The 15,855-nt window shown below is 39.1% G+C and carries 15 protein-coding genes; 11 read left to right on the top strand and 4 right to left on the bottom strand.

The genetic code is table 11. The features are described 5' to 3' along the window. Positions 1 to 48: 48 nt before the first annotated feature. The 3 genes from JKG61_RS04295 (at position 49) to JKG61_RS04285 (ending at position 2,917) form a co-directional block, all read left to right on the top strand. A complete protein-coding gene (locus JKG61_RS04295; RefSeq protein ID WP_202101751.1) occupies positions 49 to 666 on the top strand; it encodes a SprT family zinc-dependent metalloprotease in 618 nt (205 codons plus the stop codon). Positions 667 to 767: 101 nt separating this feature from the next. After that, positions 768 to 2,429, top strand: coding sequence for a M28 family metallopeptidase (locus tag JKG61_RS04290; RefSeq protein ID WP_202101750.1), 1,662 nt, complete (start codon positions 768 to 770; stop codon positions 2,427 to 2,429). Positions 2,430 to 2,503: 74 nt separating this feature from the next. Next, positions 2,504 to 2,917, top strand: coding sequence for a hypothetical protein (locus tag JKG61_RS04285; RefSeq protein WP_202101749.1), 414 nt, complete (start codon positions 2,504 to 2,506; stop codon positions 2,915 to 2,917). 46 nt (positions 2,918 to 2,963) lie between these two features. On the opposite strand, the gene JKG61_RS04280 is transcribed toward JKG61_RS04285, so the two are convergent. Further along, on the bottom strand, positions 2,964 to 4,571 hold the full coding sequence (locus tag JKG61_RS04280; protein WP_202101748.1) for a DUF4139 domain-containing protein: 1,608 nt from the start codon (positions 4,569 to 4,571) through the stop codon (positions 2,964 to 2,966). A gap of 161 nt (positions 4,572 to 4,732) precedes the next feature. Between JKG61_RS04280 and JKG61_RS04275 the strand changes: the two genes are divergently transcribed. The 5 genes from JKG61_RS04275 (at position 4,733) to JKG61_RS04255 (ending at position 8,522) form a co-directional block, all read left to right on the top strand. Beyond that, a complete protein-coding gene (locus JKG61_RS04275; RefSeq protein ID WP_202101747.1) occupies positions 4,733 to 5,581 on the top strand; it encodes a transketolase in 849 nt (282 codons plus the stop codon). A gap of 92 nt (positions 5,582 to 5,673) precedes the next feature. Further along, positions 5,674 to 6,627, top strand: a complete 954-nt coding sequence (locus JKG61_RS04270) for a transketolase family protein (protein ID WP_202101746.1) — start codon at positions 5,674 to 5,676, stop codon at positions 6,625 to 6,627. Positions 6,628 to 6,632: 5 nt separating this feature from the next. Next, entirely contained in the window at positions 6,633 to 7,178 is a 546-nt protein-coding gene (locus JKG61_RS04265) for an RNA polymerase sigma factor (RefSeq protein WP_202101745.1), read from the top strand. 64 nt (positions 7,179 to 7,242) lie between these two features. Next, positions 7,243 to 8,085, top strand: coding sequence for a hypothetical protein (locus tag JKG61_RS04260; RefSeq protein ID WP_202101744.1), 843 nt, complete (start codon positions 7,243 to 7,245; stop codon positions 8,083 to 8,085). Then, positions 8,085 to 8,522, top strand: coding sequence for a hypothetical protein (locus JKG61_RS04255; protein ID WP_237249369.1), 438 nt, complete (start codon positions 8,085 to 8,087; stop codon positions 8,520 to 8,522). The genes JKG61_RS04260 and JKG61_RS04255 overlap by 1 nt, the downstream gene beginning before the upstream one ends. Before the next feature lie 11 nt (positions 8,523 to 8,533). Here the strand turns inward: JKG61_RS04255 and JKG61_RS04250 are convergent, their stop codons facing one another. Then, positions 8,534 to 9,238: a DUF4397 domain-containing protein gene (locus JKG61_RS04250; RefSeq protein WP_202101743.1), complete on the bottom strand. Its 705-nt coding sequence runs from the start codon at positions 9,236 to 9,238 to the stop codon at positions 8,534 to 8,536. A gap of 141 nt (positions 9,239 to 9,379) precedes the next feature. Here JKG61_RS04250 and JKG61_RS04245 point away from each other — a divergent pair, with 141 nt between their 5' ends. The 3 genes from JKG61_RS04245 to JKG61_RS04235 all read left to right on the top strand — a co-directional run bounded on the left by JKG61_RS04245 (position 9,380) and on the right by JKG61_RS04235 (position 13,842). Beyond that, complete coding sequence (locus JKG61_RS04245; protein ID WP_202101742.1) at positions 9,380 to 12,085, top strand: FtsK/SpoIIIE family DNA translocase; 2,706 nt, start codon at positions 9,380 to 9,382, stop codon at positions 12,083 to 12,085. 1 nt (position 12,086) lies between these two features. After that, on the top strand, positions 12,087 to 12,740 hold the full coding sequence (locus tag JKG61_RS04240; protein WP_202101741.1) for a LolA family protein: 654 nt from the start codon (positions 12,087 to 12,089) through the stop codon (positions 12,738 to 12,740). Positions 12,741 to 12,804: 64 nt separating this feature from the next. Next, positions 12,805 to 13,842 (top strand): LacI family DNA-binding transcriptional regulator, encoded by a 1,038-nt coding sequence (locus JKG61_RS04235; RefSeq protein ID WP_202101740.1) that lies wholly within the window; start codon positions 12,805 to 12,807, stop codon positions 13,840 to 13,842. Here JKG61_RS04235 and uxuA read toward each other — a convergent pair. Together uxuA and JKG61_RS04225 are read right to left on the bottom strand one after the other, a co-directional pair. Next, complete coding sequence (gene uxuA / locus JKG61_RS04230) at positions 13,835 to 14,998, bottom strand: mannonate dehydratase (protein ID WP_202101739.1); 1,164 nt, start codon at positions 14,996 to 14,998, stop codon at positions 13,835 to 13,837. The two genes, JKG61_RS04235 and uxuA, sit on opposite strands and share 8 nt — an antisense overlap. Positions 14,999 to 15,011: 13 nt before the next feature. Then, complete coding sequence (locus tag JKG61_RS04225) at positions 15,012 to 15,833, bottom strand: SDR family oxidoreductase (protein ID WP_202101738.1); 822 nt, start codon at positions 15,831 to 15,833, stop codon at positions 15,012 to 15,014. Positions 15,834 to 15,855 lie beyond the last annotated feature (22 nt).

Raw genomic sequence — 15,855 nt, 5'->3', positions numbered from 1 at the left:
CAGTTTGAAATAATCTAAATTTGAAAAGAAAACAATATGTTTGTGTTCATGTCAGACTTTAGCAAACAATTGAGTAAATATATGCCGGAGGCTGCTGCTCCCATTATCTCCCAATGGATCAATGACACGTCATGCCGCTTTAAAGTAACCCGAAGCCGTAAGACCAAATTAGGGGATTATAGAGCTCCTTTTAGAGGTAGTCCACATCAGATCACGGTAAACCATGACCTTAACCCATACTCTTTCTTGATCACGAGTATTCATGAATTTGCCCACCTCAAGACTTATCAAGATTATAAAAGCACTGTCAAACCTCATGGCAAAGAGTGGAAACAGAATTTTGCAACACTCATACAGCCTTTTATTAAACTGTCTATATTCCCTACAGATTTACTCATCGCGATTTCGTCCTATATGAGTAATCCATCGGCGTCCTCATGTACAGATCTAAATCTATACCGTGCATTAAAAAAACACGACACTCAAAATACCGACGGAGCGACTGTGGTGGAAGAGCTTCCTCTCCATGCGATTTTCTCTTTAAAAAATGGGCGGAAATTCAAAAAGATGGAGAAAGTCAGAAAGCGTTACAGATGCGTTGAAATAGATAGTGATAAAATATATCTGTTTCACCCAATTGCCGAAGTCTTCCTCTCTGAAGATTAATTTCTTATTCTGAGAGCCCCTTATCAATAGGTCAAATTATGGGAAAAATATTGTAATTTTAGGGTTTGCAATCCACTATACTTTAAACAGCGTATTCACATATGAACAAACAGCTATTCATCACATTATCTACATTCTTTATATGCATTGGATGTACGCAAATCAACAGTACTTCATACGATGCATCGGGAATTGATAGCGCTGCTATAGCGGCTATCGACATGCAAAGCTATGCTAATAATGTAGCCAATCTGGCCTCTGATAAATTTGAAGGAAGGATGCCATTTACCAAAGGAGACAGTCTTACGGTCGATTACATCAAAAATCAATTTATAGCGCTAGGATTGCAGCCCGGAAATGGCGACTCTTTTTTCCAAGAGGTACCTATGGTCGAGATATCGTCCAAACCCGTAACTCCAACACTTACATTTAAAGGTAAGAATGGTTCTTTATCTGCTCAGTATCTGGATGATTATGTCATTGGTACTAGCCGATTGGAAGATCATACTGATATCGCATCTACGGATTTAATATTCGCTGGTTTTGGTATTGTAGCTCCTGAATATAACTGGAATGACTATGCCGACCTTGATGTAAAAGGCAAGACCGTAGTTGTCTTAGCTTCCGATCCCGGACACTACGACAAACAGTTATTCAAAGCAGATACGATGACCTACTATGGACGATGGACTTATAAGTTTGAAGAGGCAGGTCGACAGGGTGCGGCGGGTGTATTAATTATCCACGATACCAAAGCTGCGAGTTACGATTGGGACGTGGTCCGTTCGGGATGGAGCGGCCCTCAAATGGACCTCGATGACAAAAACACCGTAGATCCAAAACCCCAATATGAAGGATGGATATCGGCAAAAACTGCACAGCAGTTGTTTAAACTGGCAGGAATAGGCTCAGAAGCAATAGAATCTGCTAAAAAACCAGGGTTTAAAGCTATCCCTCTAGCTATTTCAACAGCAATACAGTTGAAGAATACTTTAAAATATGCCAAATCTAACAACGTCATTGCGAAAATAGAGGGCACCAAAAGAGCCGAGGAGACCATCATCTATACGGCGCACTGGGATCACCTAGGAACAGGAGAAGCGGTAAACGGAGATTCCATTTACAATGGAGCTATAGACAATGCTGCAGGAGTCTCTGCATTATTTGAAATAGCAAGGGCCTTTCAGGCGGCAAAAGTAAAACCGGAGCGGACTATCATCTTTATGGCTGTGACTGCCGAGGAGCAAGGCTTATTAGGGTCGGCACATTATACCAACAATCCTATCTACCCTATCAACAAGACCGTGGCAAACCTAAATATGGACGCCTTCAGTCCCTTGGGAGAGACGAAAGATGTCTCTATTGTAGGATTTGGACAAACGGAAATCGATGACTATGTCATACAATCCGCTAGTAAGTTCGGCCGGACAGTACACGGTGAGAAAAATCCAACATCAGGTGGCTTCTATAGATCAGACCATTTCAATTTTGTAAAAAAAGGTATTCCTGGTCTCTTTATGGGGAGTGGCACTGAATTGGTATCTACGGATACGGTACAAATCAATAAACGAAGAGCAGCGCTATCGAACCGCTACCATGCGCCATCTGACGAATTAGATGACAACTGGGATTTTGAAGGAATACGAACGGATATTAAGTTGTTTTTTGATATTGGGTACACATTAAGTATGGAAAAAACGTTCCCACAGTTCAAAATCATGTCAGAATTTCGTGAATTAGGAGAGAAACGATTAACAAAGTAGTACTTTTGACGGAATCATTATTAAAAAAAGAAAAACAAAAGAGAGAACTTAAACTATAAATCATGTTAACAGGAATGAAACATCTACACTCCACCCTAGCGATCATCTTATTGGCTGCTTTGGTTATTTCAATTATCATTACAGCTGTCAATTATTTTAAAGCTAAACCTTACAACCGTAAAGTAGCATTAATCGGCTTTATCAGTGCACACCTTCAGTTATTGATCGGTCTAATTTACTTTTTCACCCTAAAATACTATACCCTGTTTTCAGCTGGCACTATGAAAAGTTCTGAATTACGGTTTAAAGTAATCGAACACCCGTTGACTATGCTTATAGCGATAGTTTTGATTACTATTGGTTACTCCAAGGCTAAAAAAGCAAAAGAAGATTACGCAGCCAACCAAAAGGTATTCATTATGTACACTATCGGATTAATACTTATACTCAGTAGAATACCTTGGTCAACATGGTCTATATTCAACTAAACAAAAGGCATCGAAATAATCGATGCCTTTTGTTTAGATGAGAGGCTTAATTAAAATCTAAGGTCTTATCCTTTGGTGATTTTACTAAATAGCTGATTCTATAAGTTTGTGTTTCGTTAGGCTTTAATCGAAGTGTCCAGGTCGCAATTCCTGTTTCTGTATTAACATGCGCAGATTTAGCGTCCAATAACTCCACTTCGATTGACTTATCCGTAGAAATAGGGTATTGATCTTTCAACAAGATATCAACCTCGCTGGATTTATTGTTCCTGACTTTAATCTCATAGGTAAACACCTGCCTCTTCCAACTACCTGAAATCTGTGTACTCTTTTGATCCATTATCCTTTCTCTTTTTATAGATATTCCCTTATCCCGACCAAGGCTAAGATTCAACGTATCCACAGTTACGTTCGGGTTGATATAGGACTTACCCACAAACATATTTTCGAAGGAAACATTCGCCTCACCTGGTATAAGGTTTAATTTCTGAAAATCTGTAATCTCAGCCATCAAGAAGGCATCCTTATCCAATTTTGGCACGGCATAATACTTATAGATAGCTGGCTGTGTAAACTCTTTCAGTGCTACACTATGAGGTTGTCCGTTTGACAAGATAGTATAAGGAACCTCAATATCGAAGGTCGTACTCAACTGATTTTCGACCATGCTAATGGCTGGAATAGCAAGCTCTTCGGCGTACTTAGCATCTGCGGCAACCGCTGCCCGTATAGACTTTGCACTCATAGATTGTATCTTATTCTGCGTTCTGTTTTGTACACTTAAATTTGCAAAAATTGCGTCATCTAGATTACGGATTACAGCATAAGATGGCGATAGAATTGGCGCAGTTCCTCCTACGGCAGGATTACCGGTTGACAGAATCAACTTAGCGTTCCTCCAATCCACTCCTGAGCTTTGCGAGACGCCAGCCTTGTAGTACATTTTCAATGGAGACGACACAGAAGCAGCCTTCAAATCGTAATAAGCTTGCCAGCTCGCTGCAGAAGTCATATAGCGTACTTCCATCGCAACACTTCCACTGCGAGTGGAAGTAACTTGCAACTTTAGTTGGCCTCCATTTCCTGTGTACATACGTAATCCCTCCCGAATTTTAGCTATCCGTTTATCCAACTGTTCGATTTCTTTGCTCAGAGTAGATATATCCTTATTAAGATTTACCGATTTAAGCTGATAATAGTCCACCAGCTTGGAGAGGTCTGCGATATCAATCTTGCCATCTCCACCGCCCAACAAATTCTGGTTAGTCAAAATCTGCAAAGCCCCACGCGCTGCGTCCAGTTTATTCCCTAACAATTCTCTGTCAACGGTAAACAAATCCAATGAATCCTTGAGCTTTTGATGAGCAGGATTAGTGATCTGTACATCTTCAGCTCGTGTCTTGGCTACGGATAATATAGAGAGATAATCGGGCCCACTGATCTGGATATTCCGTTCATCCAAGTCGCTGGCCACATTATTGATCACCAAGTCACTACTACCGGCGGGTAAGTTTACTTGAATGCGATTCTGCACCTGAGCGCCATTGGCATAGACAGTTACTTCTTTTACTTCTGCGCTTGCACTGTGCTTGTTTTGTGCAATACTAGGCAATACCATACCGAAAAATGAAACACAAAAAACAATTTTTTTCATACAATAATCTGTTTTATTAACCATTTTGAATCTAAGATTTGACTAGGGATGCACAATCCATTCCAATTCCATAACCGACAACAATTAAAAATGCAAATAATACCCCTAAATATTCAAAATTCACTACCTTTACGAATAAACATTATGAAATTCAATTAAAGATGAGTGTAGATATTAACAATCTCGAGCAAATCGCTTCTCAGGTAAGACGTGACATTGTACGTATGGTACATGCCTGTCAATCTGGTCACCCAGGAGGGTCTTTAGGATGTGCAGACTACTTTGTAGCACTGTATTTTCACGCCATGAAACATGATACTTCTTTCCAAATGGATGGAAAAAACGAAGATTTATTTTTCTTGTCCAATGGACATATCTCCCCTGTGTTTTATAGCACCTTGGCTAGAGCGGGTTATTTTCCGGTAAGTGAGTTATCTACATTCCGCAAACTTAACACACGATTACAAGGACATCCTACCACCCACGAGCACCTTCCGGGAATACGCGTTGCCTCAGGTTCTTTAGGACAGGGGCTTTCTGTCGCTGTTGGAGCTGCGCAGGCCAAGAAGCTAAACAACGACAACCGTTTAGTCTATGTGTTGATGGGAGACGGAGAACTGCAAGAAGGCCAAGTATGGGAAGCTGCAATGTATGCACCACATAACAAAGTAGATAATATCATTGCTGCTGTTGATTACAATGGAGCGCAAATCGATGGTCCTACAAACCAAGTATTATCACTGGGAGATTTAAGAGCTAAATGGGAAGCTTTTGGTTGGGACGTACTGGATGTGAACAAGGGAAATGATATGGCTTCAGTAATTGCAGGCTTAGAAGAAGCAAAATCCCGTACTGGGAAAGGAAAGCCTGTGGTCATATTATTACACACCGAAATGGGATTTGGTGTAGACTATATGATGGGCACTCACAAATGGCATGGTGCTGCTCCAAATGATGAGCAATTAGAATCAGCTCTTAATCAAATCCCTAGAACTTTGGGAGATTACTAATTTAAAATAGACTTTTAGAAATCAGATATTAAAAATGAGATTATAACCATATAGTAGTAATCTCATACCTTGTATCTCACATCTATAATATAATGAAAAAATATACTTTTACAGAATCTAAAGATACACGCTCGGGTTTTGGAGCGGGCCTGTTAGAAGCAGGCAAAATGAACAGCAATGTCGTAGCACTCTGCGCCGATTTGATCGGTTCACTTAAAATGGATGCATTCATTAAGGAATTTCCGGAACGATTTTTCCAAATTGGTATCGCCGAAGCTAATATGATAGGAATTGCAGCAGGACTTACTATTGGTGGGAAAATACCTTTTACAGGTACTTTCGCTAACTTTTCCACAGGCCGTGTTTACGATCAGATCCGCCAATCCGTAGCCTACTCCGATAAAAATGTTAAAATCTGTGCTTCACATGCGGGACTTACATTAGGTGAAGATGGAGCTACTCATCAGATTTTAGAAGATATCGGCTTAATGAAAATGTTACCGGGGATGACTGTTATAAATACCTGTGACTACAATCAAACTAAGGCCGCAACGATTGCGTTGGTAAACCATGTGGGGCCTGTATACCTACGTTTTGGCCGGCCTGTAGTACCAAACTTCACCCCTGCCGATCAGAACTTTGAAATCGGAAAAGCTATTATGCTTAATGAAGGAACAGATGTAACCATCATCGCGACAGGACATCTTGTATGGGAGGCTATACAAGCCGGCGAAGAGTTAGAAAAACTGGGGATCAACGCAGAAATCATAAATATCCATACCATTAAACCATTGGATGAAGATGCTATCCTAAAATCCGTAGCAAAAACAAGATGTGTCGTAACAGCTGAGGAACATAACCGCCTTGGGGGACTAGGTGATAGTATAGCTCAGGTATTGGCTCAAAAACTACCTACCCCACAAGAATATGTCGCTGTCAACGATAGCTTCGGAGAGTCGGGCACACCGGCACAGTTGATGGAAAAATATGGGCTTAATGCCAACAGTATAGTAGCTGCCGCACGTAAAGCTATCAGTAGAAAATAAATCAAATGGAAGACGCGCAAATCATAGCTATGTTTGCAGACGAACGTACACGAGAAGCGGCGTTCAGTCATTTGTTAAAAAAATATCAACAGAAAATATATTGGCATGTCAGACGCATGGTCATTGATCATGACGATGCGGATGACGTGACCCAAGATATTTTCATCAAGATATGGCGAAACTTAGAAAAATTTAGAGAAGATTCACAACTCTACACTTGGCTGTACCGTATCGCCACAAATGAATGTATTACTTTCTTAAATAAGAAAAAACAAAAGCACAACGTATCTCTTGATGACGACAATTCTTCGTACCTTTCTGAAACATTAGCCGACACGACTTATTTCAGCGGAGACAAGGCGCAGATGAAACTTCAACAAGCCCTCTTGACGCTTCCAGAAAAGCAACGTTTGGTTTTTAATATGAAATATTTCGAAGATTTGAAATACGATGAGATCTCTGAAATATTAGGAACTAGTGTAGGTGCTCTGAAAGCATCCTACCATCTAGCAGTTAAGAAGGTTGAAAACTTTTTTAACAACAACGATTAAACCTTTTTCCTAAGAACCTATCTATACATAGACCATGAGAGAAAGAGACATATACAACGAGCATATGGAAGAAAACCATCTTCCCAACTCACTACGTGTGACACCTTTTTCTACACCCAATGATTTCTTTACAAAACAGAAAGAATTTATTCTAACGGAAGTTAAAGTCCGTACTTTTCAATCTCGTGCGTTACCGGCATCTGATGGTTATAGCCTGCAAAAAGACTATTTTGAGCAACTCGAAGAATCTATTTTAATTAAGAAATCAGAAATTAGGATTAAAGAACAGGTGACTTCATCTGCCGATGTGCCTCAGGGTTATTTCGAAAATCTAGAATATTCAATACGGGCCCAAATTTCAGAAATTAAGCTTAAAGAAAAGGTCATTGACAGTGGTTTTAGCATTCCTATCGACTATTTTTCTTCATTAGAAAAAGATGTAGCAACGAAAAGGTCAGAAGAAGTACTTAAATCAAAAATCCATTCTGATGGTTACTCGATACCGCTAGATTATTTCAAATCCTTATCTGATACTATTAAAAGCAAAACATCTGCATATAGAAAAGATGACGAAGTAAAAACTATTGCGATCAACAGAGATAGAAACTGGATAAACTTTATTTCTGCTGCGGCAATAGCATTTCTTATAGGATTTGGTTCTTATTTTACATTAAAGCAAGCTCCATCTTCTAATTCTAAGGCCGAACTTCAGACAAACACGACCAAAATTAATCTTGGCGAAGTAAGTGATGAAGAGATTTTAGAGTATCTGGCTCAGATTTCGGAAGGAGAAGAACTCATCCACCTGACAAAATTTATAGAACAAGAAGATACCGCTAGCCAAAATCACATAGATAATACAATAGCTGACGAGGATATAAAGGAATATTTAAATTACATGCTATAATGTTACGTTTAAAGTATATTTTAACTACACTTTTCTTATTGCTGATCTCCCTTTCGATAACATTTGCCCAACAAAGAAACTTTGAGGCGATTGAAAGTGAGAAAATTGCTTATATCACCAAAGAACTCAAGATAACGCCGAGTGAAGCTCAGAAATTTTTCCCTATATACAATAAGTATAGTGATGAATTAAGAGAGTTAAAACGGGCAAAAAGAGGAGAAACTCCTCAGCAGGCGAACTCTTTCACAGGAGTAAAACGTGATGTAATTGCTTTTGATGCAAAAGAAGTCGAAACTAAAAAAAAATATAGAGAAGAATTCGCAAAGATCCTTGGACAAGCCAGAGCATCACAATTCTTCCAAGTTGTTGAAGATTTCAATGATCTATTGAGAAGCACATTACAAGAACGCCAAAACAACGATAGACGAAAAAAATAATAAGAGTTCACCTAAAATTTTATAGATTGGAGAGACACTTCATCGTCTTCATCCTTTGCATGGAGTAAACCGACGACCATCAGTGTATAAAACGCTCTATTTTCGGGGACGAAAGTCTGTAAAATCTCTAGATTTTGTTTTTCATTTCCGCTAGGTATGATTTTCACACTCATACTCTCATTCGCTTTAACCTCTATAAATTCGGTAATACCTTTAAAAGGTAAATGACTAAATAAAGGCTGCCTCCCTTCTTGATCCCACATACTAAGAGCCGGAGCATCTTTAACCATATGTACCAGTCTAACTTTTGCATACCCGTTTTTAGGTACTACAATATTATCCTTAGAGAGCAAAGCCTGAACACCTCCCTCCTCGTAAAGAAATAAACTATATATATTGCCAGCCTGCAAAGATATGTCCCGCGAAGTCCTAATCTTTCCTCCACTTGTAGTTACTCCTTCTATAAGGAGCTTTTTCTCACCTGGATAGACATTTCGATGCGGCATGAATTCACGGAAAGAAAACTTCTCATTTGTCTTATTGAACCTTACACCATCGAAAAAAAGATTCATTTCGGAAGTTGCCGGAACAGCATTAAAGGTCGCCAAACTAGATAAGTCTCCTGGGCTATCATACTGCTTTAAGTCATCATCTTTTACACAACTGCTCAGGAATAATGCTATTAAAAAAAACAAGACAAAATATTTATACTTCATGACTAACAACAAAATACTAATTTAATGATTAAAACGAACGGTATAAAGCAAATGCTACACATACCTTACAAATCCCTAAGAACAATACATTTCTCCCATTTTTTTTTAATAAGTTTGTATACGGTAAAGTATAACATTTTCATGGCATACAAAGGCAATACATTTAAAAATAGCAGTCAGGGTCGAAATACAAAAGAAACGAAGAATACTGCAACACCCACTATAAAAAAAACTCCTTCATTCGCAAAATCTTTTGATAATATCGATTTTTCGGAAGGGCAAAGAAAGGCCTTAAAGATAATTGGTCTCTTCTTGATACTAAGTTCTTTTTTATTGGCTGTTGCATTTACATCTTACCTGTTTACTTGGAAAGAGGATCAAAGCTATATTGCTGCCACCAATGGCGGTTGGAAAACACTATTTAACACTAATGTAGAACTACAGACAGAAGGCGTTGAACTTCCTATTGTAGAAAACAAGTTAGGAAAATTAGGAGCTCTCTTAGCCAATCTATTTATTTTTGAGTGGTTTGGTATAGCTTCGTTTCTGTTTATTCTGATTCTCTTCGTTGTCGGTTACAAACTACTTTATAAAAAGTCGATACTTCCTGTTTGGAAAACTCTTCTCTACTCTTTTATTGGAATCATCTTCCTTTCAGTTACGCTTGGTTTTATACAGGAATATATTACTGAAACGCCCCATATATTGGAAGGGAAATTTGGATTTTGGACCAATCAGCTCTTAAATACGCAAATCGGAAAATATGGTGTGGGAGGATTATTAATTTTCTGCTACCTGACGGCGTTGATATTAATTTATAATCTCGACCTTAAGTTCTCTTTTCAGTCTTCAATCCAAAAAGACAATCCAGACAATGCAGAAAAAGAATTTGAGGATCAAAAAGAAAACAGGAGTTCGACAATTAAAAGAGAAAACATCTCACCTTTAGAAGAACAAGAGGAAGGCGACGACGTTAATATAGATGGGGCTATAATTGAAGTTTCCAATACCTTGCGAAACAGAAACGTAACGAATTCTATATCGCCTAGTCTTAATGATCGGTATGCACATCTACGGGTAGAAAACAAAGAAGCAGAAAGTGAAGACCCTATGTTGGATGATATAGAACTCACAAATAGTCTGAGCTTTGAAACGAAGTCATCTGTTGAGTCAACTACATTGTTAGAAAATACCACAATAGAATTAACGGTAGATCCACCTCTTGATATTACGCCTGTACAAGACGAGATAAATGAACCTACACTGACTATTGAAGAACAAAAAGAAGAAAAATCGATCTCTGCAAGCGATTTAGTAGCCCAATTTGGAGAATATGATCCTAAACTAGACTTATCAAGCTATCAACATCCTACATTAGAACTACTTAAAGACTATGGCACTGGCAAAATAACAATAAATCCACAAGAACTGGAAGCCAATAAAAACAGAATCGTAGAAACGTTGAGGAATTATAATATTGAAATCGAGCATATCAAAGCCACAGTTGGCCCGACAGTTACCCTCTATGAGATCATTCCCAAACCAGGGGTTCGGATTTCTAAAATTAAAAATCTTGAGGATGATATTGCATTAAGTCTAGCCGCTTTAGGAATACGGATTATTGCCCCAATGCCGGGTAAAGGTACGATAGGTATTGAAGTACCGAATAGTACGCCAGAAATGGTATCGATGCGCTCAGTGATATCAACAGAGAAATTTCAGAAAACAGATATGGATCTACCTATTGCGTTAGGTAAGACTATTTCCAATGAGGTATATATAGCCGATTTGGCTAAGATGCCCCATTTATTAGTTGCTGGGGCTACAGGCCAAGGTAAATCGGTAGGTATTAATGCGATATTGACCTCCTTACTTTACAAAAAGCATCCTGCCGAATTGAAATTTGTTCTCGTAGATCCTAAAAAAGTAGAGCTATCTCTATTCAAAAAGGTAGAACGGCATTTCCTTGCTAAACTTCCTAACGAAGATGATGCGATTATCACCGATACGAAGAAAGTTATAAACACTTTAAACTCACTCTGTATTGAGATGGATCAGCGCTATGATCTTTTAAAAAATGCACAGGTGAGGAATTTAAAAGAGTATAATGTTAAATTTGTCAATAGACGATTAAACCCTGAGGAGGGACATCGATTCTTACCATTCATAGTTCTTATTGTTGATGAATTTGCAGATTTGATGATGACAGCCGGAAAAGAGGTGGAAACACCTATTGCACGACTGGCACAACTTGCCCGTGCTGTGGGTATACATTTGGTAATTGCTACCCAACGACCTTCGGTCAATATTATTACGGGTACTATTAAAGCCAACTTCCCAGCAAGGCTCGCATTTAGAGTGCTATCGAAGGTTGACTCTCGAACTATCTTAGATTCTGGAGGTGCGGATCAGCTTATCGGACGAGGAGATATGCTTTTAGCGACAGGTAGTGACCTTATACGCATACAATGTGCATTCGTCGATACACCAGAAGTGGAGGGTATATCTGATTTTATTGGAGCTCAACGGGGGTACCCTTCTGCTTTCATGCTACCGGAGTATATCGACGAATCGGGCGACGGGTCAGGCTCCATGGATTTTGAGATGTCAGAAAGAGACCAGCTATTTGAAGAGGCAGCTCGTCTTATCGTCATGCATCAACAAGGCTCTACCTCACTAATACAACGGAAGTTAAAGTTAGGATACAATAGAGCTGGACGTATCATCGATCAATTGGAGGCTGCAGGTATTGTAGGTCCATTTGAGGGCAGCAAAGCCAGAGAAGTCTTATACCCGGATGAATACTCTTTAGAACAGTTTTTAGAGACATTGAGAAAAGCTGATTAATATGAAGAAAATTATTTTTACACTGATGTGTACGGTTATTGCTACAATAGCACTGGGACAAACAGATCCTAATGCAGCAAAAGTATTAAATGCAGTTTCCAAAAAGTACGACGCCTACAAAACCATTCGTTCGGAGTTCGAACTTACGGTACATGATGCCAACAAAACAACTTATAACAATACAGGCGTCATGTATTTCAATAAACCCAAAAAGCAGTATGCGATCAAAATGGAAGACCAGGAAATACTATCCGACGGAAAGACAGTATGGAGTATTTCCCATGACATAAAAGAAGTCCAGATCACGGATGCTGAACATGATGACAACACAATAGGTCCGAACAATCTTTTTTCATTCTATAAAAAAGGGTATAAGTATGTCGGTATGCCCCAAGAAGAGTTTAGTAAAAATGGAAAAAAAGAGGTTTTACGTGTAGTAGAGTTATCACCTTTAGATACTAAAACCAACTATTTTAAAATAAAATTACGCATAAACGAAAACAACCATATACATGATGTTGTTATATTTGACAAGTCAGGTAATAGGTTCACTTATACTATCAAGTCATTATATTTAGGTCAGAAATTTCCTGAAAGCACTTTTACCTTCTCTAAAGATAGGTATAAAGGATATGAAAGCATAGACTTACGATAAGTCATGAAAGGAGGCAAACATGGCCTCCTTTTTTGTATATTAGGCTCCATAGAATCCGACCGATATGGCCAAAATCACCTTAAAAGAAATAGCTAAAAGATTACACTTATCCCCATCTACTATCTCAAAAGCGTTGAATGACAGTTACGAGATAAGTGAAGAAACAAAGAGAAAAGTTAGAGAATTTGCTCAGCGACACAATTACCAACCTAATCCTTTAGCCAAATATCTAAAGCTAGGAAAGACCAATAACATTGGTGTTCTTCTCCCCAATATCCAAACTTCTTTTTCTGCTCAATTACTACGATACCTGCATAAGAGCGCAATACACAATAGTTACAACTTTATCCTTATGCAGAGTATCGATAACGAGAAGGATGAAGAGAGAGCACTATTGACATTGACCAATCAAGGTGTAGACGGTATTCTGATAGCTCCGGTGAGCGAAACCTCTAATCAACAATTATTATCCGACATTCATAATAATAACTGTCCTGTGGTTATCTTTGATCGTATACACTATAATCTCGACACCCATAAGGTAGGTATAGACAATGTCAGGAGTACCTATCTAGCGACAGAGGAGCTCATAAAAATAAATAGAAAAAATATAATAGCGTTCTGTGGTAAAAATATTGGTGTAACCCAATACCGCCTGGAAGGATATCGAAAGGCCCTTGAAGATTATAACATCCCAATTAAAGAGGAAAATATCATCTATATAGATTACAGAAAATCCTTAACAAAAATAGATGAGGGGCTGAAAAAAATTATTATTAGGCATATGCGTTCTAACGACCCGCCTAACGCTATATTGGGTACAACGGAGACGTTGACTACACGTGTGCTTGGAGTCCTTGCAGACCTAAAAATACAGGTCCCAAAAGAAATTGCGGTTATTGGTTTTTCCAATATAGAGTTTGCAAATAGCCTTAACCCTGCATTATCTACCGTCCACCAGCCTACAGAAGAAATGGCCAGTACTGCATTACGGTTACTTCTAGATCTTATAAACTCAAAAAGAGATCGGAGTCAGATAGATTTTCAAACTATTCTTTTAGAAACCTCTATCCAGCTCCGAAAATCGACTATGCTTACATAAGGGCTATCAGGCCCAGCTCTACTCCTCTTAATTCAGCCAAGCCACGTAGCCTACCAATAGCAGAGTAGCCAGGGTTGGTGACTTTGTTCAGATCATCTAGCATCTGGTGCCCGTGGTCAGGACGAAAAGGAATAGGCCGTAGCCTCTTTTGATTTTCCTCAATGAATATTCGGAGAAGACTCGGCATATCCACATCGCCATCAAGGTGATCAGCTTCAAAAAAATTGCCAACACTATCCTTTTTAACGTTTCTAAAATGTGCAAAATACACACGCTGTTTAACAGCTTCGGCTATTTCCAAGACATCATTACTTTTACCTGCTCCTAACGATCCTGAACAAAAACAGATTCCATTAAATTCACTATCAACGCCCTTTATTATCCGAAGGTAATCCTCTTTACTACTGGCTATACGAGGTAAACCTAAAATCGCATAAGGTGGATCGTCCGGATGCAGTGCCATCTGTATCCCGTTGATCTCGCAAACCTCACGAATCTCCTCTAAAAACCATAAGAGATTGCTCAAAAGTCCATCAAGTCCGATGTTGGAGTATACGTTTAAACTATTTTGAAGATCTGCCAACGAGATATCTTTTTCGCTAGGAATCCCCATCAATATCACTTGAGTTAACAAAGCCAAATCCTCGGTCGAACATTCTTCAAAACGTTGCTTAGCAGCCGTTACGATTTCCTCAGAATAGTCTTTATCAGCGCCTTGTCTCTTCAATATATAAATATCAAATACAGCTAGGTCGGTCCAATCAAAATAGAGAGCCTTTGCGCCATTTTCCATTTCCTTATCGAGCATCGTCCGCGTCCAATCCAATACTGGCATAAAATTGTAGGTAACGATATATATTCCACAGGAAGCTAGATTTTCAAGTGTTTGTTTATAGTTCTCGATATATCGCTTTGCTTCGCTACCTCTAGTCTTTATGACTTCATGCACTGGTACACTCTCAACAACGGACCACGAAAGTCCACTTTCCTCTATAATACGCTTCCGTTCAAGGATATCCAATACTGTCCATACTTCCCCATGGGGCACATGATGTAATGCCGTGACTACACCAGTAGCACCTGCCTGTCTAATATCTTGTAAAGAGACTGGGTCATCCGGACCGTACCATCTCCAAGTTTGTTCAAATTTCTTCATTCTTTCTTCTTAATTATACACCTGTCCATGCGTTAAAGCCACCGTCTACGTACACGGTTTCTCCAGAAACAAAAGCAGATGCGTCACTCAGCAAGTAAATAAGGGTTCCCTCTAATTCACTGGGATCACCTAAACGGGAATACGGAGTACCATTAACAAAACGCTGCGCCCGGTCAGTAAATGTTCCATCTGGATTAGTCAACAATGTTCTATTCTGTTCGGTCAAAAACACACCTGGTGCGATCGCATTTACACGAACTTTGTCTCCATAGCGCAAAGCCAACTCAGTAGCCATCCACTTGGTATAGCCTACAATACCATTCTTCGCAACTGTATACCCTAATACTCTTGTTATAGCCTGACTAGAAGACAGAGAGCCGATATTGATAATCACTCCCTTTCCTTTCTCTGCGATAATCTTTCCAAATATATGTGTAGGTATTATCGTCCCAAACAGATTCAGTTCAATTGCCTTAATTGTATCCTGCACATTAGAGGCAAATAGATCTTGATCTGGGCCTATGGTAGCACCTGGTATATTTCCACCTGCGGCATTGACCAAAGCATCAATAGTGCCCCATTTGTCTACGATCTGCTGGCATGCTAACAACATAGACTGTTCATCTAAAACATCTCCTGCTATCGCTAAGCCTTCAGCGCCTAGATCCTCGACGAGCTTTACTCGCTCATTAGCCTTCATTAGATCTCTTCCTATTATACACACTTTAGCGCCAGCTTCCGCAATGGCTTTCACAAAGTTTTTACCTAGAATACCTGTCCCACCTGTCACAACAACGACTCTATTCGCTAAAGAAAAACGTTCTAAAATATTCATGCTTTAATGCTAATTAAATACA

It is taken from the genome of Sphingobacterium faecale (assembly GCF_016746095.1).
In the GTDB taxonomy this organism is placed as follows: Bacteria; Bacteroidota; Bacteroidia; order Sphingobacteriales; family Sphingobacteriaceae; genus Sphingobacterium; species Sphingobacterium faecale.
Note: the sequence above shows the minus strand (reverse complement) of the source record. Positions and strands in the feature narration are given on the sequence as shown.